The 18,462-nt window shown below is 51.6% G+C and carries 18 protein-coding genes; 13 read left to right on the top strand and 5 right to left on the bottom strand.

Annotated elements, in window-relative coordinates; genetic code table 11:
• Positions 1–4: 4 nt before the first annotated feature.
• The 3 genes from ACU6TU_RS17015 to ACU6TU_RS17005 all read left to right on the top strand — a co-directional run bounded on the left by ACU6TU_RS17015 (position 5) and on the right by ACU6TU_RS17005 (position 2,996).
• Positions 5–835: a CsgG/HfaB family protein gene (locus ACU6TU_RS17015; RefSeq protein ID WP_447142553.1), complete on the top strand. Its 831-nt coding sequence runs from the start codon at positions 5–7 to the stop codon at positions 833–835.
• 303 nt (positions 836–1,138) lie between these two features.
• Complete coding sequence (locus ACU6TU_RS17010; protein WP_447142552.1) at positions 1,139–1,687, top strand: hypothetical protein; 549 nt, start codon at positions 1,139–1,141, stop codon at positions 1,685–1,687.
• Positions 1,688–1,727: 40 nt separating this feature from the next.
• Positions 1,728–2,996: a hypothetical protein gene (locus tag ACU6TU_RS17005; protein WP_447142551.1), complete on the top strand. Its 1,269-nt coding sequence runs from the start codon at positions 1,728–1,730 to the stop codon at positions 2,994–2,996.
• Between the two features lie 69 nt (positions 2,997–3,065).
• Here the strand turns inward: ACU6TU_RS17005 and ACU6TU_RS17000 are convergent, their stop codons facing one another.
• The 5 genes from ACU6TU_RS17000 to ACU6TU_RS16980 all read right to left on the bottom strand — a co-directional run bounded on the left by ACU6TU_RS17000 (position 3,066) and on the right by ACU6TU_RS16980 (position 8,024).
• A complete protein-coding gene (locus ACU6TU_RS17000; protein WP_447142550.1) occupies positions 3,066–3,413 on the bottom strand; it encodes a hypothetical protein in 348 nt (115 codons plus the stop codon).
• 91 nt (positions 3,414–3,504) lie between these two features.
• Positions 3,505–4,785 carry a glutamate-1-semialdehyde 2,1-aminomutase gene (gene hemL, locus ACU6TU_RS16995; RefSeq protein WP_447142549.1) on the bottom strand — a complete coding sequence of 427 codons (1,281 nt, stop codon included), beginning with the start codon at positions 4,783–4,785 and terminating at the stop codon, positions 3,505–3,507.
• Positions 4,786–4,869: 84 nt separating this feature from the next.
• Positions 4,870–5,700 carry a bifunctional hydroxymethylpyrimidine kinase/phosphomethylpyrimidine kinase gene (gene thiD / locus ACU6TU_RS16990; RefSeq protein ID WP_447142548.1) on the bottom strand — a complete coding sequence of 277 codons (831 nt, stop codon included), beginning with the start codon at positions 5,698–5,700 and terminating at the stop codon, positions 4,870–4,872.
• On the bottom strand, positions 5,700–6,131 hold the full coding sequence (hemJ, locus tag ACU6TU_RS16985; RefSeq protein ID WP_447142547.1) for a protoporphyrinogen oxidase HemJ: 432 nt from the start codon (positions 6,129–6,131) through the stop codon (positions 5,700–5,702). Before hemJ ends, thiD begins: the two co-directional genes overlap by 1 nt.
• Positions 6,132–6,242: 111 nt before the next feature.
• Positions 6,243–8,024: a chloride channel protein gene (locus ACU6TU_RS16980; RefSeq protein WP_447142546.1), complete on the bottom strand. Its 1,782-nt coding sequence runs from the start codon at positions 8,022–8,024 to the stop codon at positions 6,243–6,245.
• Positions 8,025–8,510: 486 nt separating this feature from the next.
• Between ACU6TU_RS16980 and argC the strand changes: the two genes are divergently transcribed.
• The 10 genes from argC to ACU6TU_RS16930 all read left to right on the top strand — a co-directional run bounded on the left by argC (position 8,511) and on the right by ACU6TU_RS16930 (position 18,450).
• The gene (gene argC / locus ACU6TU_RS16975) at positions 8,511–9,545 is read left to right on the top strand and encodes an N-acetyl-gamma-glutamyl-phosphate reductase (RefSeq protein WP_447142545.1); all 1,035 of its coding nucleotides are present in this window, start codon (positions 8,511–8,513) and stop codon (positions 9,543–9,545) included.
• Between the two features lie 103 nt (positions 9,546–9,648).
• A complete protein-coding gene (gene erpA / locus ACU6TU_RS16970; RefSeq protein ID WP_447142544.1) occupies positions 9,649–10,002 on the top strand; it encodes an iron-sulfur cluster insertion protein ErpA in 354 nt (117 codons plus the stop codon).
• Between the two features lie 295 nt (positions 10,003–10,297).
• Complete coding sequence (locus ACU6TU_RS16965) at positions 10,298–11,044, top strand: transporter substrate-binding domain-containing protein (protein WP_447144285.1); 747 nt, start codon at positions 10,298–10,300, stop codon at positions 11,042–11,044.
• A gap of 97 nt (positions 11,045–11,141) precedes the next feature.
• The gene (locus tag ACU6TU_RS16960) at positions 11,142–11,813 is read left to right on the top strand and encodes an amino acid ABC transporter permease (RefSeq protein ID WP_447142543.1); all 672 of its coding nucleotides are present in this window, start codon (positions 11,142–11,144) and stop codon (positions 11,811–11,813) included.
• A gap of 10 nt (positions 11,814–11,823) precedes the next feature.
• Positions 11,824–12,582 (top strand): amino acid ABC transporter ATP-binding protein, encoded by a 759-nt coding sequence (locus ACU6TU_RS16955; RefSeq protein WP_447142542.1) that lies wholly within the window; start codon positions 11,824–11,826, stop codon positions 12,580–12,582.
• Positions 12,583–13,477: 895 nt separating this feature from the next.
• Positions 13,478–15,397, top strand: a complete 1,920-nt coding sequence (gene mnmG / locus ACU6TU_RS16950; RefSeq protein WP_447142541.1) for a tRNA uridine-5-carboxymethylaminomethyl(34) synthesis enzyme MnmG — start codon at positions 13,478–13,480, stop codon at positions 15,395–15,397.
• Entirely contained in the window at positions 15,394–16,062 is a 669-nt protein-coding gene (gene rsmG / locus ACU6TU_RS16945) for a 16S rRNA (guanine(527)-N(7))-methyltransferase RsmG (RefSeq protein WP_447142540.1), read from the top strand. Before mnmG ends, rsmG begins: the two co-directional genes overlap by 4 nt.
• Positions 16,059–16,826, top strand: a complete 768-nt coding sequence (locus ACU6TU_RS16940) for a ParA family protein (RefSeq protein WP_447142539.1) — start codon at positions 16,059–16,061, stop codon at positions 16,824–16,826. Before rsmG ends, ACU6TU_RS16940 begins: the two co-directional genes overlap by 4 nt.
• A 68-nt stretch (positions 16,827–16,894) precedes the next feature.
• Positions 16,895–17,839 carry a ParB/RepB/Spo0J family partition protein gene (locus ACU6TU_RS16935; RefSeq protein ID WP_447142538.1) on the top strand — a complete coding sequence of 315 codons (945 nt, stop codon included), beginning with the start codon at positions 16,895–16,897 and terminating at the stop codon, positions 17,837–17,839.
• A 200-nt stretch (positions 17,840–18,039) separates the two neighbouring features.
• A complete protein-coding gene (locus ACU6TU_RS16930; protein ID WP_447142537.1) occupies positions 18,040–18,450 on the top strand; it encodes an ATP synthase subunit I in 411 nt (136 codons plus the stop codon).
• Positions 18,451–18,462 lie beyond the last annotated feature (12 nt).

Below are 18,462 nucleotides of genomic sequence, written 5' to 3'. Positions count from 1 at the left end.
CATCATGAAAATAATAGCGACCTTTCTCATGGTTGGCTTGCTGAGCGGTTGCGCCGGTATGGTCGCCAACTCGGAAAATCTGGAAGGCACCGAAGCAACGCTCACCCCTAGAGGGGCAACGTATCAGGATCTTGTTTCACTGCCACAACCTGCGGGGAAAATTTTTGTCTCGGTGTACGATTTCCGTGACCAGACCGGCCAATATCGACCGGCCCCTGCCAGTACATTTTCAACAGCGGTCACACAAGGCGCGGCAGCGATGCTCACCGGGGCACTGTCGGAATCAGGTTGGTTTATTCCGCTTGAACGCGTCGGGCTTCAGAACCTGTTAACCGAACGACGCATCATACGCGCAGAATTTGAGCGCTTCGGGCGGCCCGATACGCTTCCCTCTCTACGTTCGGCTTCCGTAATGCTGGAAGGCGGCATTATTGCTTTTGAATCCAACGTGCGTACGGGGGGGGCTGGCGCTGAGTATTTTGGTATAGGGGCGTCGGGGCAGTATCAGGTGGATCAGGTGACGGTGAATCTTCGTGCGGTTGAAATCTCCTCCGGAGAAATACTCGCTAATGTCACCACCACCAAGACCATCTACTCCAAGGAACTGCGAGCAGGCGTTTATCGCTTTATCGACTTTCGGCGGCTGTTAGAAGCAGAAGCCGGTATTACCACCAATGAGCCGGTGCAAATGGCGGTGATGGCGGCGATTGAATCGGCCGTCATTCACTTGATAGCGCGTGGGGTAGAAAACCGCCTGTGGAATTTAGCGCCTGGCGTCAATATTCAGGAAACACTCCTGGGAAGCTACCTGGATGCACCTATTCCCATGCTCTAACCAGTCTCATGTTGTACCCAGTCCGATGCTGTAAAAGGATTGCACTTTAAAAGCACGTAATCTGTAAGAATATCTAGAAATTTATATATGAAAAAATGGCGACCATGTATTCCATGGTCGCTTTTTTATCTCTGATGAAAAAACTAATACTTAAGCAACTATAAAAACCACCATAAATATAAATAAAAAAGTAAATATATCATCGCAATCATAACAAAACTTCTGATAGCGCTATTTTTAAAATCGCCCACACTCAACTCATGAAACACAAATTGATACATAACGTTTCAAAAGGACACCGTCATGGAACCGAACAATCATAAAAACAAAAGCAGGTCAGCTATTAAGGCAAAAAATATTGCCTTAATTTTAGCTGCGACGCTCTTTGCTGCAGCGGTTTCTGTCACTGTCAATGCTAGCCAGGGAGATGATATTGAAGGTCAGATTATTCAATATTCACAGAGTGCTGATAATGTCAGTATTATCCAACAAATTGGCAATTATAATAAAGCACAGGTTATTCAGTCGCATTCGGAACTTGGAAATATTGCTGATATTTATCAAAACGGTAACAATAATCAAGCCAGCATTCATCAAAGTAACGACAACAATATTGGCATTATATTTCAAGAGGGTAATAAACATAACGCTGAAATTACCCAGATAGGTGGATACGAAGGTAAAAAAGTTACTATAGAACAATTTGGCTTTGGCAGTGATATTTCATTTACTCAATTAGAATTAGGTAGTGGTCCAGACAGCATTAGCATCAAACAAGACAACCCACCGGGCTTTACGCGATCACTATCGATAACAGCTGGGCAGTATTCTTTTACTTCTCAGTCTCAGTGAACCACCAACGCAAGTCGATCGAAACCAAAGGGGAACAACAATGAAAACTCAAATGACAGCTATTGCAGCCGCTATTGCACTCTCCAGTAACATGGCTATGGCACAAACTACTGTTACATCTCCCAACAACTTGGATTATATTGGTGCTCAATCATCACCTCCCAGCTATGGTGTTGATAACAATAATAGCACTTTGGACGAAGGTGCATGGGGTTCTCCCGGCTTACCCTCACGTGGTACATTCACCGCTACCAACGGCATCAATAGTTTTGATGTCGAACTCGGTGCAATGGACGACAGTGGTGCAGCCGATGGCGAAAACGACAGCTTGATTGATCAAACAACACAATCGGGGGGAGCTGCTTTAGGCAATTCAGCCAGTGTGGTACAGATTAATGGTGATGAAAACGAGTCCAATGTAATTCAAAACCAGCAGGGTCAAGGAGACGCCTTAGAGGCTGAGGTTGTTCAAGATGGTAACAAAAACCGCTCAGATATCGATCAGGATCTAAGCCATGGTGCTATCGCCAAAGTCAAGCAAATAGGTAATGAAAACCTATCGCGCATTGATCAGCTCGGCGCTGATAGCAATGGTGCCGACGTATCTCAATCTGGCAATAGCCATCGCTCCATAATCGAACAAGGAACAAACCCAGGTGGCGCTCAAAATAATAATGCCTTCGTTTCACAAACCAACATGGAAAATCAAAGCTTTGTTCGTCAACAGTGGGACAACAACTACACCAGTGTTACTCAAAACGGCTCCAACGGCATGAGCCAAATCTGGCAACAGAGTGATGGTAACAAAGCTGTACTGATGGACACTGGCATGTACAACGAATCTTATATCCGTCAAGGTGATGCTGGCACCAGTGATTTAAACGAAGCCAATGTTACTCAGAGCGGAGCAAACAACAACTCTTACGTCTCTCAGTTAGTAGGTGATTCCAACGAAGCTGATGTGAATCAGCAGGGCAACGATGGTATGTCTAATATCTTCCAGGATGGTAGTAGCAACAAAGCAGATGTAATGCAAAGCAGTGATGGTGATATCTCTTGGGTAATCCAAGATGGTAATGATAAGTACGCAAAAGTTCAACAGGTCGGAAGTGGCGCCGATGGAGAATTCAACGAGTCATATATTTTACAGACCGGAAGTGGCGCACATACTGCTAATGTGTACCAGGACCACAACCCAAGCGGCGGCTGGAACAATGTTTCAACTATTACACAGCTTGGGTCAACAATTGGTAATGCTGTCGTCAATCAAAATGGCGCAGGTAACCAAGCTTCTACTATCCAGTACTAAGCTTAGGTTGCTTGATGCTCTTTTAAATCGCCCCTTCGGGGGCGGTTTTGTTGTTCTGAAACCATCATTTTATTTAACGGAGATATTTAACGTACTCCCTTTGCCTTGCGTTGAAGAGCGCGAGCGGTTTCCCCCTTTATTAACCGATACCTCGAGCCGTCCTTCGCTTAACGATTGAATTCTCCCTTGAATGGCATCCCCTTCATACACGTAGTGCGCTGGTGCCTGTCCATTTTCCTGATACGTTTGTGTATCGCCCTCGCGAGTCACTTGCCACTGCGCATTAAACGCCATGCCTGGTGTGCCAGTGATCTCAATCTGAATCTGCCCCATTGTTTCTTCCTTTACTGGTGCTGCGCCAAGCGGCAGCGATACCAATAAACCCGCGCCAATTAGCCAAGCGTTGATGTGTTTCATGTGCCCCCCAACGTAAAAAAGCCGCCCTGAACAGGCGGCTCTTTCAGTATAGCGCTCATTTGTAACATCACGTTACAGAGAGGCGATAATATTACATGGTGGCAAAGGCTTTTTCAGCCGCATCAAGCGTCAGTTGAATGTCTTCTGCGCTGTGCGCACTAGACATAAAGCCAGCTTCGAAAGCTGACGGTGCCAGATAGACCCCATGGTCCAACATGGCGCTAAAGAAACGACGGAAGGCATCCGGGTCACAGGCGGTTGCTTGCGCGAAGTTATCCACCCGCGATTGCGCAGTGAAAAACATCCCGAACATCCCGCCGGATGACTGGGTAATCAGTGCAACCCGGGCGGCATCCGCACGTTCCTGAAGGCCTTGGCAAAGCGTATCCACGCGTTGGGTCAGCGCATCATGGAACCCTGGCACCTGCAACTTGTTCAATAAGGTCACACCGGCCGCCATGGCCAGCGGGTTACCGGAAAGCGTTCCTGCATGGTAAATCGGCCCGAGCGGGGAGATGTTTTCCATGATATCGCGTTTACCACCAAACGCCCCGACCGGCATGCCGCCGCCAACAATCTTGCCAAGGCAGGTGAGATCCGGTGTAACACCATAGCGCGCCTGGGCACCACCCAGTGCAATCCGGAACCCGGTCATGACCTCATCAAAAATCAGCACGCTGTTATGCTCATTGCACACCTGGCGCAAGGTTTCCAGAAACCCTGGCTGGGGAGGGATGCAGTTCATGTTGCCTGCCACAGGCTCAACGATGATACAGGCGATCTGGTCACCGATTTCCTCAAAGCAGGCTTCGACACCATCGGGATCATTGAAGGAAAGCGTGATGGTATGTTCGGCCAATGCCGCCGGTACGCCTGGCGAGCTTGGCTCACCGTGCGTCAGGGCACCCGACCCCGCTTTGACCAGCAGAGAATCAGAGTGGCCGTGGTAGTTACCTTCGAATTTGACGATCTTATCGCGCCCCGTGTAGCCACGCGCCAGGCGAATGGCTGACATGGTGGCTTCGGTGCCGGAGCTTGTCATGCGCACCATTTCCATGCTCGGAATGATCTCGCAGATCAGGTCCGCCATGGTGGTTTCTATTTCGGTGGGCGTCCCGAAAGAAAGGCCATTATCCAGCCGGGCACGTACGGCGGCGAGAACATCCTGATCCGCATGACCAGTGATCATCGGGCCCCAGGAGCCGACGTAGTCCACGTAACGGTTGCCTTCAACATCAAACAGATAGGAACCCTGGGCACGTTCCATGAAAACCGGCGGGCGATGCATCCCCTTGAATGCACGTACCGGCGAGTTGACGCCGCCAGGAATATGGCGGCTGGCCCGTTCAAACAATTCTGCAGACGTAGTCATGGCGTCTTCTTCCTTATATCTCTTGGTCGGATCGAATCTAAATCAAAACTTGAATAACAAACCTGAATCAACAAAAACCGGACACTAATCCAACTGAGTCGAATCAAAAAAGTGGGCATTAAAAAAGCGATGAGGCAACGCTTGGCCCAGCGCAGGGTAATACCCATGAGACAAACTCTGCCAGGTAAAGTGCTGAGCCTGCTCACAGGCTGTCAGTAAGCGCTCACCTACCGCCAACCGGGCGGCCAGTGACGCTGCCAGCGTACAGCCGGAACCGTGAAACTGCGCTGGCAGGCGTGGCCACTGCCATTGGCGCGTGGTATCCGGGGTGTGCAAGGTATGCACTACCTTCTGTCGGTCGCTTTCCGGCAGCGGGGTGTCAGTGGCGGTGACTAACACCGCTCCACAACCTCGCTCCATCAGTGAAACCACGCGTGCCGTATCATTCGTGGAAGACGTTATGGTCGGGGTCAGACGTGCCAGCTCATTCCGATTAGGCGTCAGAACATCGACAAAAGGCAGTAAGTCATCCACATACTGTTGGCATAATCCGGCTGTGGATAACTCAGTTCCACCACCGGCTTTCAACACCGGGTCTGCCACCACCGGAATCCCCGGAAAACGACGTAGCACCTGAACAACAGCATCCAGAACGGCCAAGTCCGCGATTAACCCAAGCTTAATCGCGGCAACCGGCAGAGATTCCAACGCCGCCACCATGTCGAGAACGCTCTTGGCGTTTACCGGCAACACCTGCTGGACGTCCTGACAATTCTGCACAGTTAACGCCGTGGGCACTGTAACCGCCCAGCCACCGCTCGCCGCGATGGCTTCACTGTCCGCTATGATACCGGCACCGCCAGTAGGGTCATGGCCTGCCAGCACCAACACAACCGGAGGTAAAGAGCGTGACATCAGAAAGGTTTAAGCACAGCAAGAATAATGATGATGATCAATGCAATGACCGGTGCTTCGTTAAACCAACGGAAAAACACATGACTTTTTGTGCAGCGATCCTGAGCCAGTTGCTTCAGGTAAATCAGACAAACGTGATGATACGCCACTAACAGAACCACCAGTAACAGCTTGGCGTGCATCCAGCCCTGACTTAACCAGCTGGGCGTGAGAAATAGCATCCAGACACCAAAGATCAATACCACGATCATGGAAGGCGTCATGATACCGCGGTACAGCTTACGCTCCATGACCTTGAAGGTTTCGATACTGGTGGTTTCGCCCTTGTCGCGTGCCAGTGCGTGGTAGACATACAATCGCGGCAGATAAAACATGGCGGCAAACCAGGTTACCATTGCTATCAGATGAATCGCTTTCGCCCATAGATACATGTGAATTCCTCAAGGGTTGGGTCGCAGGTCAATGCCTGATACGTCAGTACACAAAAATGGCTGCCAGTATGGCATTGGGTATGCAGTAATCAACGCTATTTTACGTTGTTGCTACCTTTCTTTTGACTGCGGATCCGTATATTGATAGTACCGTTCGATAGCCCCCCGAGTAATGATACCTGAGATACGACGCTGTCTGGGACGATAACCATGAACAACATATAGGGCACCCAGCGCATTATTCTGAAGGCTTAAAAACGCTTCCGAAAGGGTTGCCTGCAAGGCAATGGGCGCCATTTCCAGGCGCTGGGCAGGAATTTCAAGGAGATCGATTTTCTCCTGTTCTTCAGTGACAGGGGCATCTTTCGCTTCCTGTTCTATCAGCCAGCGGGCCAGTTCGGCCGCTTTCAACGCCAGTACCGGCTTTTCCTTTCTGGAACGTTCAATCACCAGCCAGACAGGATTGCTTTCCAGCAGTTTACGCGCTTCATCGGGGGTGATCATTCGTTCTGTTCGTACCAGATTGCGTTCCATCACCGCTGGCACGGATACTCTCGACAGCGCTTGCATCAATGGCTGCTGCAAAGGGTGCATCCCATAGCGCAGGGTGCTGATAAAAAAACCTTCACAACCGGTGAGATGCCGTGATGTCAGGCAGGCCACAACAACAGCCAGCATGCCAGGCAACATGATATTCGGCGTATGAGTTAGCTCCAGCAGGGCCATTAAGGCCGCCAGCGGGGCTTGCAGCACAGCTCCCATCATGGCGGCCATACCCAGCATGGCAAAAATACTTGGGTCGGCGGCTTTATCGGGCCATAACCACATCCCCACAAGACCGCAAAGTGTCCCCATTGCCGCGCCAATCACCAGCACCGGGCCGATGATGCCAATCGGTATCCCACCTGCCACCGTCAATGAAGTCAGCACTAACTTAAGTACCACCAACGCCACTAATACCGAAATCGATAGCTGATTATTCAGCGCTGCCGCGACACTATCGTAACCAATTCCCTGTACTTCAGGAAAAAACCAGGCAGCAGCGCCTGTCAGTACCGCCACGGTGCCCAGCCGCCACCACAGTGGTTGCTGCTGCACCCACTGGCTACGTGAAATATGGATAAAAATACCGGCAAGAAAGCCGATCATCAGCCCCATGACCACAATCCAGGGCAGATTAAAGAAAGAGTCCAGCGCCACTTCAGGAATACTGAATGCCGGTGCACTGCCGTAGACAAGCTGCGCAACCAGAGCGCCCATGGTAGAGGCCAGTATCACTGGCATGAAACTCATCAGGGTGTATTCCATCATCACCACTTCCATGGCAAAGATGACGCCCGCAATCGGGGTGTTAAAAGAGGCAGAAATACCTGCAGCGGTTCCACAGGCCACCAGCACACGCAGGCTATTATTGGGCAACCGCATTTTGAGCCCCAAACCACTGGACGCGGCCGCTCCCAGATGAATGGCAGGCCCTTCCCGCCCGGCAGAAAGCCCCCCGAGCACAGACACTACCCCCACCCACCATTGATTCAGCCAGTTACGTAACGGAAAATGACCTTGATGATACGTTAATCGCTCAATCACATGACCCACGCCCAGTTTGCGGGCGGTAACTTTCTGGCGATAGAGAAAAACGCCCACCAGCGTTACTGCCACCGACGGTAATAAGGCCCGTAACCAGGGCGACAGTGTCTCAAACGCTTCCGGGTTGCCGTCAGGCATGAAAAGTCGCGCCCCGGTTTCCAGCAGCAACCGAAAACCCACCATTAACGCACCGGTAATCAGGCCGGATGCCAACCCCAGCACGCATAGCTGAGGCAGGGCATCAACATTGGCCAATTGTCGCCGAAAATTTTCAAGGCTGAAGTTCGCCCGAGAAAAACGTGCCACGCGCACTTTCCTTGTTATTGAATAACTGGCTATAGATAAAGAGTTGTTGATAACTGGCTGTCGGCATATCCAGCAAAAGAGCAAACGCCTCGGCTTGCTAGGGTCTGTTGACGTTTCATTCACGGCCGCGCTGGTGTCAGTTTTTATTCGGGGCAAGGCAGGAGGAGAGACGTTTGGTCACTCCAAATGAACGACGACTAACGCCGCAGCGGATAAAAACTGACCCAGCCCTTCGGGTTGCGCTTCAAAATGCACCATACTGCGTTGCGAAACTTGAGAAGGGAACCACCCTTAACGGCGTTCCGCGCCTTGTCTGGCACATTTTGATGCAGCAACGCGGTTCGTGATGAAACGTCAACAGACCCTAAGAACACCTGTTCTCTTGTAGCGACGCCTCTATCTCATCCATGCTCTTGTGTATCATAGTCTTTATAATGAGAACATACGTCTTTCACTACCAAGACCTGAAACGGCAAGGAGCAGATTGTGATTAAAGTGGGCATTGTGGGTGGTACCGGATATACCGGCGTTGAGCTTTTAAGACTATTGTCGCAACATCCCGATGTTAGCGTCGAGGCCATTACGTCACGTTCTGAAGCGGGTGTAAAAGTCGTGGATATGTACCCGAACATGCGTGGGCACTACGATACGTTAACCTTCAGCGAACCTAACGCAGACCAGTTGGGCGCCATGGATGCGGTATTTTTCGCCACGCCACATGGCGTCGCCCATGCGTTGGCCGGTGAATTGCTCGATAAGGGCACTCGCGTGATTGATCTTTCCGCCGATTTTCGTCTCCGCGATGCTGACGAATGGAGCCATTGGTACAACCAGCCCCACGGCGCGCCGGCATTACTCAGCGAAGCTGTCTACGGGCTGCCTGAAATGCACCGTGAGGCTATCCGCCAGGCCCGTTTAGTGGCGGTTCCCGGCTGTTACCCCACGGCCGTTCAACTCGGCTACCTGCCGCTGCTGGAAGCTGGCCTGATTGATCCACAACAGTTAATTGCCGACTGTAAATCCGGCGTGACCGGTGCAGGCCGGGGTGCCAAGGTAGGTTCACTGTTGGCCGAGGCCAGCGAGTCCATGAAAGCCTATGGTGCAAGCGGCCATCGGCATCTGCCGGAAATCCGCCAGGGTTTGGGCGATATCCATGGTCAGGCGGTGAATCTGACCTTTGTGCCCCATCTGACGCCAATGATTCGTGGCATTCATGCCACTTTATACAGCCAGTTGACGGCAGAACCAGAAGCGCTACAGGCACTTTTTGAAGCGCGTTACGCCAATGAACCCTTTGTGGATGTCATGCCCGCCGGTAGCCATCCGGAAACACGCAGTGTCAAAGGGATCAATACCTGCCGGATCGCCGTGCATCGACCAGAAAACAGCAACACCGTCGTCGTACTGTCAGTTATTGATAACCTGGTCAAAGGAGCTTCGGGGCAAGCCATCCAGAACCTCAATCTGATGTTTGGGTTTCCAGAAACACGTGGGCTTGAAGCCCCCGCTTTGATGCCCTGATAACGGCTCGGCAAAATATCTTTCCCAGTAAAAGTTGACCCTTTTACTGGGAATTATTCATAATAATATCTAATCCTCGAACGTCCGCTCACGGGAGGTATCCATGAGCAGTGCAGAATCCTTTGTTCCCACACCTTTGCTTCTTTCCAGCAGTGCCCGCACACGCATCAAGGCACTCATGGCAGAAGAAGATAATCCTGACCTCAAACTGCGTGTTTATGTTACCGGTGGTGGCTGTTCGGGCTTTCAGTATGGCTTTGATTTTGCCAATGATATTGCCGATGACGATACTGTCATTGAGTTTGGCGATGCGACCCTGGTAGTTGATCCACTCTCTTATCAATATCTGGTGGGATCAACCGTCGATTTTGAAGAAGGGCTCGCGGGTGCCCGCTTTCGGATCCAGAATCCGAATGCCACGACCACCTGCGGCTGTGGTGCCTCCTTCATGGTGTAAATTTTTGCTGACCACAGTATTGAGACACTCCGACTGACGGATTTCCGCATCAGGCGCTCGCCAGCTGACGGTACTGCGTGCACTTAGCGTTTACGCTATTCATTCCCCGTGACTTGACGCCATGGCGGTTTCTCGCCAAGGTTAAAAAGGTTAACAAAAGCCCAACGCACCAATTTATCAAGTCCAATTTATCAAGTGCTTATGCTGATAACTTTCGGCTCGGGTACAAGAAACGGGGAAACACATGAAAAAAACAGTCGCTTTCAACCTCTCTGAAACATTGTCTAAAAGCCTGATGGCCAGTGCCATTGCATTGGGCCTGGGTGGCTCAACACTGGCAATGGCTCAGGACATGCCTGTCGTCAATGTGGCCACCGATCCAAGCTTTGTTCCTTTCGAAATGATGGATACTGAAACCGGTGAAATGGTCGGTTTCGATATGGATATCATTAACGAAATTGCCGATCGTGCCGGTTTTGAAGTCAACCTGACGACGATGGAATTTGCGGGCATCATTCCCGCCGTGCAAACCGGCAGCCAGGAAATTGCCATTGCCGGCATTACCATCACTGATGAACGCGCTGAAATCGTTAACTTTTCCGACCCTTACTACGATTCCGGTCTGCGCATCATCGTTCGCGCTGACAATGACACCGTAGAAACCGTTGAAGATCTGGAAGGCATGTCGATCGCCACCAAGATCGGCTCGACAAGCTACGACTTCCTGCAGGAACAGTTCGGCGATGACGCTGACATCACGCCCTATCCCGGCACATCGGATATGTATATGGCCCTGCTTGGGCGTAACGTCGATGCCGCTTTCTACGACGCCCCTAACGTCGGCTACTTCTCCCAGACCCGTGGCGAAGGTCGCACCAAGGTAGTAGGCCCTCTCTACGAAGGTCAGCAGTACGGTATTGTCTTTAACAGCAACAGCGAATGGGTAGAACCGGCCAACGAAGCGCTGGCGTCCATGCGTGAAGACGGCACCTACGATGAGATCTACACGAAGTGGTTTGGTGAAACGCCCAACGAAGAATAATACGAGATAGCAGACGCAACCGGGGCCGGGGACATTCACTCGGCCCTGTGTCGTTTCAGGGTCTCTTTTCCTAAGGTCACTTCTCAGGAGATCACACGTGGATAGTACATTTGAGTTTGATTGGAGTGCCGCGCTCGGCTCGATCCCCCATCTGTTACCGGGGGTCCCATGGACATTACTGATTTCTTTCGGTGGCCTGGCATTCGGTTTCTTTATCGGTATCTTTTTTGGTCTGTTACGTATCAGCCCCATCCGCTGGCTACGTTGGCCTGCCATCGTGTATATCGAAGTATTTCGCGGCACCCCCATTCTGGTGCAGGTGCTCTTCATCTTTTACGGCCTTCCCCAGCTGCTGGGTAGCCCCATTAATGCGCTGACGGCAGGTATTGCGGCTATTGCGGTCAATTCCGGCGCTTACATCTCCGAAATCGTGCGTGGCGGTGTTCAATCCATGGAGCGCGGTCAACGTGAGGCGTCTCTTTCCCTTGGGCTGTCAAGAACCCAGGCATTTCGTTACGTCATCTGGCCTCAAGCCTTCCGGCGCATGATTCCTTCCCTGGGCAATCAGGGCATTATCAGCATCAAAGACACGTCCCTGTTCTCTGTCATCGGGGTAGGCGAACTGGTGCGTCAGGGGCAGATTTACATTGCTACCACCTTTACCGCAATGGAAGTGTATCTGATGGTGGCCATGCTCTATCTCATCATCACCTGGTCGCTCTCAATCTTACTGCGCCAACTGGAGCGCAGAGGCCTCGCGGGACAATAAGGACGCAGACATGAATGATACGACGCAGCCCATCGTCACCATGCAGCAGTTGAACAAACATTTTGGCAGCCTGCATGTACTCAAAAATATTGATATGAAGATTGTTCCCGGTGAAGTGGTGGTGGTTATCGGTGCCAGCGGCTCAGGTAAATCCACGCTGATCCGCTGTATCAATGGCCTGGAAGAATTTCAGACGGGAAGCCTCACCGTCGATGGTCATGAGCTGATGCCTTTTGGAAAAAGTACCAAGGCACTCCAGCAGATCCGCACCGAAGTCGGCATGGTATTTCAACAGTTCAATCTCTTTCCGCATCTCAGCGTACTCGACAACATTACCCTTGCACCAATGAAAGTGCGTGGCTGGAGCCGTGAAGACGCCGAAGAAACGGCCAGTAAGCTGCTGGAACGCGTGGGTATTGCCGACCAGGCAGAGAAGTCACCAACACAGCTCTCAGGCGGCCAGCAGCAGCGTGTGGCCCTGGCCCGCGCCCTGGCCATGGAACCACGTCTGATGCTGTTTGATGAGCCTACCTCGGCCCTTGACCCCGAGATGATCGGTGAGGTGCTTGATGCCATGCGCGAACTTGCCAAAGAAGGCATGACCATGGTGATTGTGACCCATGAAATGGGCTTTGCACGTGAAGTCGCGGATCGTGTGATCTATATCCATCAAGGGGAAATTACTGAACAGGGGCCACCGGAAAAGCTGTTTGATACGCCTCAACATGAACGCACTCAATCTTTCCTGGCTCGCGTCTTGAAGCACTGATTTTCGGAGCACTGATTCTTGAAGTAATGATTATAAAAGTACTGACGTTAGGGTCTGTTGACGTTTCATTCACGGCCGCGCTGGTGTCAGTTTTTATTCGGGGCAAGGCAGGAGGAGAGACGTTTGGTAACTCCAAATGAACGACGACTAACGCCGCAGCGGATAAAAACTGACCCAGCCCTTCGGGTTGCGCCTCAAAATGCACCATACTGCGTTGCGAAACTTGAGAAGGGAACCACCCTTAACGGCGTTCCGCGCCTTGTCTGGCACATTTTGATGCAGCAACGCGGTTCGTGATGAAACGTCAACAGACCCTAATAAAATCAGCGTTCTTTAATGCCCCTTGAAAGACGAAAAACCTGCCAAAAAACGCCTTATTTTTTCGCCTGTCCCCGTGACAGGCTTTTTTTGCCTGTGGATAATTATTTTTTACCTACTCGCTTGCCTCATCGCATACGCCTCTCTCACAGTGCTTATCGCCAATCCGGTAAAAAATACTGACATGTTCACAGCTGCGGTAACAACTCATGTATCCACCGGTGGACAAGCAGTGCTCAACTCGTGCTGTGGGTAACTTGCTATTCCATCCACAGGCTCAGCACCGCTTGTACGCACTTGCTACGCATGCCATCAACATGTTTTTCAACAATTTAAATCACTGAATAATATAGAATAAATTCACTTTTCCACGGTTTTTATCCACACCAGTAGTAACAACATTTACAGAAGTTCTTTTATTTAATCTTTATATTGTTATTAAAAGTAGCGTGAGATAGATAATCGGTATGTGGAAAAAACTGACGGTTACCCACAGGAGGTTTATACTGGCCAGCCAGATAACACCGACCTGACAGATATCACTTGTCACGTCGCCAAATATTCAAGATGAGGTGTCATGAATCATCCCGACCGCTTTGACGTGATTGTCATCGGCGGTGGCCATGCGGGAACCGAAGCCGCATTGGCCTCTGCTCGTATGGGCTGTCAAACCCTGTTGCTTACCCACAACGTTGAAACACTGGGACAAATGTCCTGTAACCCAGCGATTGGTGGCATCGGCAAAAGCCATCTGGTCAAGGAAATTGATGCCCTTGGCGGAGCAATGGGGCTGGCAACTGATCTTGGTGGCATTCAGTTTCGTGTACTCAACGCCAGTAAGGGGCCAGCAGTTCGCGCCACTCGTGCCCAGGCAGACCGCATCCGCTACAAAGCGGCAATTCGTGGCATGTTGGAAAACCAGCCTAACCTGACGATTTTTCAGCAGGCGGCAGGTGATCTGATTGTGGATAACCAAACGGGTGATAATGGCACCGTACGCGGTGTGGTAACTGAAACCGGCATCCGTTTTCATGCTGAATCCGTCGTGTTATGTACAGGCACTTTTTTAGGTGGTGTCATGCATATCGGCTTGGATCAAAGCCGCGGAGGGCGTGCTGGTGATCCGCCTTCCAATGCGCTTGCGGAGCGTTTGCGTGCTTTACCCTTACGGGTTGACCGGTTAAAAACGGGTACACCACCCCGTATTGATGCTAAAACCGTCGACTTTACCCAGCTTGAAGAACAGCCAGGCGATTGCCCAACGCCAGTGATGTCGTATCTGGGTAACCGGGAAATGCACCCCCGTCAGGTCAGTTGCCATATCGCGCAAACCAACACCCAAACGCACGACCTGATTCTGGCAAACCTTGACCGTTCACCCATGTATTCAGGCACCATTGAAGGGATTGGGCCACGTTACTGTCCTTCCATTGAAGACAAAGTGCACCGCTTTGCGGATAAGTCCAGCCACCAGATTTTTATTGAACCGGAAGGGCTGGATACTCACGAGCTATATCCCAATGGTATTTCGACGTCACTTCCTTTTGATGTCCAACTCCAGGTTGTTCGCTCGATAAAAGGGCTTGAAAACGCACATATCACCCGGCCGGGTTACGCCATTGAGTATGATTTTTTCGATCCTCGGGATCTTAAGCACTCGCTGGAAACAAAATTTATCCACAGCCTGTTTTTTGCCGGGCAGATCAATGGCACAACAGGCTATGAAGAAGCCGGTGCTCAAGGCCTGCTGGCAGGACTCAATGCTGCCAGGCGTGCCAAAGGCCTGGATGCCTGGTGGCCGCGTCGTGACGAAGCCTACCTGGGCGTGCTGGTCGATGACCTGATTACTCTGGGGACCAAAGAGCCCTATCGCATGTTTACCTCGCGTGCTGAATATCGCTTGTTGCTGCGTGAAGACAATGCCGACTTGCGCCTGACGGAAACCGGACACCAACTTGGTCTGGTTGATGAAACGCGCTGGCAGATTTTCAGCCATAAACGTGAAGCAATCGAACGCGAAACCAGTCGTCTGAATGCTACCTGGGTGCAACCTGGAACGCCGGCGGCGGAACAGTTAGCAGGCAAGCTCGAACGTCCACTGAGCCGAGAGTATCGGTTAACGGATCTGCTCAAGCGGCCTGAGCTGGTTTACACAGATATCGCTGAGCTTCCCGGGATAGATGGTCAGCCAGTAAATGACGTCACGGTGGCTGAACAGGTTCAGATTCAGGCCAAGTACCAGGGGTATATTGATCGCCAGCAAGATGAAATTAATAAACTCAAACGCCACGAATATACCCTGCTTCCCGCTGAGTTGGATTATCGGCAGGTAGAAGGTTTATCCAATGAAATTCGTCAGAAACTGATCGAAACGCGCCCGCAGACCCTTGGGCAGGCCGCGCGGATTTCTGGTGTGACACCGGCAGCCGTCTCAATTCTTCTGATTCATCTGAAAAAGCGTCGTCTTATTGAGAACAGTGAGGTAGCAGCGGGATGAATGTGCAACAGACGCTGATAAACACCCTGCCTGCAGATGCTCAAAAGCGGCTTGAAGATGGCCTCTCGACACTCAAGCTGAAAACAACGGCCCAGCAGCGTGAACAGCTACTGGGCTTGTTGGCGCTATTGCACAAGTGGAACCGGGCTTATAACCTCACGGCTGTGCGTGATCTTAATGAGATGATATCCCGTCATCTGCTGGACAGCGCATCTGTTGCGCCTTTTGTCAGAGGCCCGCGATTGCTTGATGTGGGGGCAGGTCCTGGGTTTCCCGGGCTGGTGCTGGCCATTCTCGATCCATCGCTGATGGTCACCCTGGTGGATAGCAACGGTAAAAAAGTGCGCTTCCAGCGTCAGGCAGTGATGGAGCTTGGCCTTCAGAACGTGACGCCAGTTCAAACTCGCGTTGAGCAATTTGCCGCTGGCACATTCGATCAGGTCATTTCACGAGCCTTTGCAAGCCTGGCCGATTTTATCGCTTTGACGCGCAAATTACCGTCTGCAGAAGGTGAGTGGCTGGCAATGAAAGGCCCTGGCGCGGATGATGAGCTCAACGCACTGCCTGACGACATTGCCCTTAAAACACGCCATTTATTGAACGTACCTTATGATGCTGCTCAGCGGCAGTTACTGATCCTGACCCAAAAGGAGTTGTGTAAGTGAGCCAGATCATTGCCCTGACTAACCAGAAAGGCGGCGTAGGTAAAACCACATCGGCCGTGAATCTGGCTGCAAGTCTCGCTACCCTGGGACGCCGTACCCTGCTTGTCGATCTGGATCCGCAAGGCCACGCCAGTATGGGCAGTGGTATTGACAAGCATGCGTTGGAAGTCAGCGTGTTGGACGTGCTGATCGGCGATGCGCAGGCAAAAGACGTCATTGTCAGTGGCCTTCCTGCAGGATTTGATGTGCTGCCGGGTAATGGTGACCTGACGGCGGCAGAAGTCGAACTCCTGGATAGCAATGAACCCCAGAGTCGTCTAGCAATAGCGCTCAAAGATGTAGCTGATGGCTATGACGTGGTGCTGATCGACTGCCCACCGTCACTCAACATGCTGACCGTCAACGCGCTGACGGCCGCCGATGGTGTGCTTATTCCGTTACAGTGCGAATTTTATGCCCTTGAGGGATTATCGGCCCTGCTGGATACCGTTGAGCAGATCAAGGTAAGCGTCAATCCGAATCTCGCCGTTTCTGGTATTCTGCGTACCATGTACGATAAACGAACCAGCCTGACCCGCGAAGTCGATAAGCAATTGCGTGATTTCTTTGGCGATACGCTGCTAAAGGCGACAATTCCACGTAACATCAAGGTCGCAGAAGCACCGAGCCACGGTATGCCGGTTACCAAATATGCGCGTTTATCGCGAGGTAGTCAGGCCTACAGGGTGTTGGCAAAAGAATTGATCAAGCGACTATCGTTGTAATCAATGATCGCTGTAACGAATCACTCTATGACGCAGTTAATCAATTTGTTGATCAACGAGGGAAAGCAATGACGCAAAAACGTGCGTTGGGACGTGGCCTGGATGCCCTGATTGGCGCTGGCGCTCGGCGTCGTGAAAGCCTGGATATCATCCCAAACGAGACGGTTCCCATACTGGAGCATGATGAGGCGCAAACATCCGACGCCTCAAAAGATGCCTCTGGTGTGGCGGGAGAGCGTCTTGAGCGTCTGCCTCTTGGTCAACTGATCCGCGGAAAGTATCAGCCACGGCGTGACATTCAGCCGGAAGCGCTCGAAGAGCTGGCGGATTCGATTCGCGCACAGGGCGTCATGCAGCCAATCGTTGTTCGCCCCATGGGCGAGGCACGTTACGAGATCATAGCGGGTGAACGGCGCTGGCGGGCCGCTCAACTGGCTGAGCTGGATGTGATTCCTGCTGTGATCCGGGATGTCAGTGATGACACTGCGCTGGCATTGGCGCTGATTGAAAATATTCAGCGTGAAAACCTTAATGCTGTGGAAGAAGCCATGGCACTCAAGCGTCTGGGTGACGAATTCGAACTGACCCAGCAGCAGATTGCCGACGCCGTCGGTAAGTCGCGTACACAGGTGGCCAACCTGCTGCGCCTGCTGGCACTCGACCCGGAAGTACAAACCTTGCTGGAGCGCGGCGATCTGGACATGGGCCATGCCCGTGCTTTGCTCTCACTGGAGCCGGCCCAACAACGCCAGGTAGCGCAGGAAGTGGTCAATAATGACCTGACAGTGCGTGCCACAGAGGCGCTGGTCAAGAAACGTCAGACCCAGAGTGAGCCTGCGCGCGCCCAAAGCCGACAGGCGCAATCTCCAGATGTGGCGCGTCTGGAAACACGTTTGAGTGAGCGCTTGGGGGCACCTGTTTCCATCCAGCACGGCCAGAAAGGCAAAGGCAAGCTCACGATTCGTTATACCAGCCTTGAAGAACTCGACGGCATTCTTGAGCATATTCAATAAAATTAGGATTATCATTGGGGAAGGCCAGAAATGTTGCCGATTTTTCCACCTTTGGTCGCAAGTTATCCGTCAAGTGAGTAAAAAGCGGTCCACTCTGGTTGAAGGGGCGATAGCGCTTCCCTATAATCGCGCAAGATTTGTGCAAATTGTGGTCATCACACTGGCGTGATGAGAGTGAACCTGGATCGCGGACCACAATCATGATGCAACGACAATTTAGAAAAGAAGTTCAACGTCGCCAATCCTATGTGTATCGATTGGCTGCTGCACAAGTCGGCACTACGTTAATTTTTGTACTTCTGGCTTATATGGCATCAGGGGTACCGGGGATTGCTTCCGCCCTGCTGGGGTGTATGGTGGCGCTAATACCACATATAGTTTTCGTTGCGCGCTCTGGTGTACTTAGCTATCGGTTAGGCGCTTCACAAAGCGCCAGACGCTTGTTGGGCGCAGAAATGGGTAAGTTTGGTTTGACGGCGGTTCTGTTCATTATGGTGTTCATCATAGTGCCTCCTTCAAACCCCGCTTTATTCTTTAGTGCTTATGTAGCGGTCGTTCTGACGCATTGGCTCGCACCCTGGCTGATGCCCAGGCATCGCTCAATTGATTGAGGTAACCGTTCT

It is taken from the genome of Halomonas sp. LS-001, assembly GCF_052983955.1.
The sequence above is the reverse complement of the archived record's forward strand: the minus strand, read 5'-3'. Positions and strand labels throughout refer to the sequence as shown.

Bases quoted from the DNA above. Each gene is read 5' to 3' on its own strand.
- ACU6TU_RS17015 (WP_447142553.1), top strand. From the start codon at position 5: ATGAAAATAATAGCGACCTTTCTCATGGTTGGCTTGCTGAGCGGTTGC.
- ACU6TU_RS17010 (WP_447142552.1), top strand. From the start codon at position 1,139: ATGGAACCGAACAATCATAAAAACAAAAGCAGGTCAGCTATTAAGGCA.
- ACU6TU_RS17005 (WP_447142551.1), top strand. From the start codon at position 1,728: ATGAAAACTCAAATGACAGCTATTGCAGCCGCTATTGCACTCTCCAGT.
- ACU6TU_RS17000 (WP_447142550.1), bottom strand. From the start codon at position 3,413: ATGAAACACATCAACGCTTGGCTAATTGGCGCGGGTTTATTGGTATCG.
- hemL (WP_447142549.1), bottom strand. From the start codon at position 4,785: ATGACTACGTCTGCAGAATTGTTTGAACGGGCCAGCCGCCATATTCCT.
- thiD (WP_447142548.1), bottom strand. From the start codon at position 5,700: ATGTCACGCTCTTTACCTCCGGTTGTGTTGGTGCTGGCAGGCCATGAC.
- hemJ (WP_447142547.1), bottom strand. From the start codon at position 6,131: ATGTATCTATGGGCGAAAGCGATTCATCTGATAGCAATGGTAACCTGG.
- erpA (WP_447142544.1), top strand. From the start codon at position 9,649: ATGAGCAGTGCAGAATCCTTTGTTCCCACACCTTTGCTTCTTTCCAGC.
- ACU6TU_RS16965 (WP_447144285.1), top strand. From the start codon at position 10,298: ATGGCCAGTGCCATTGCATTGGGCCTGGGTGGCTCAACACTGGCAATG.
- ACU6TU_RS16955 (WP_447142542.1), top strand. From the start codon at position 11,824: ATGAATGATACGACGCAGCCCATCGTCACCATGCAGCAGTTGAACAAA.
- mnmG (WP_447142541.1), top strand. From the start codon at position 13,478: ATGAATCATCCCGACCGCTTTGACGTGATTGTCATCGGCGGTGGCCAT.
- rsmG (WP_447142540.1), top strand. From the start codon at position 15,394: ATGAATGTGCAACAGACGCTGATAAACACCCTGCCTGCAGATGCTCAA.
- ACU6TU_RS16935 (WP_447142538.1), top strand. From the start codon at position 16,895: ATGACGCAAAAACGTGCGTTGGGACGTGGCCTGGATGCCCTGATTGGC.
- ACU6TU_RS16930 (WP_447142537.1), top strand. From the start codon at position 18,040: ATGATGCAACGACAATTTAGAAAAGAAGTTCAACGTCGCCAATCCTAT.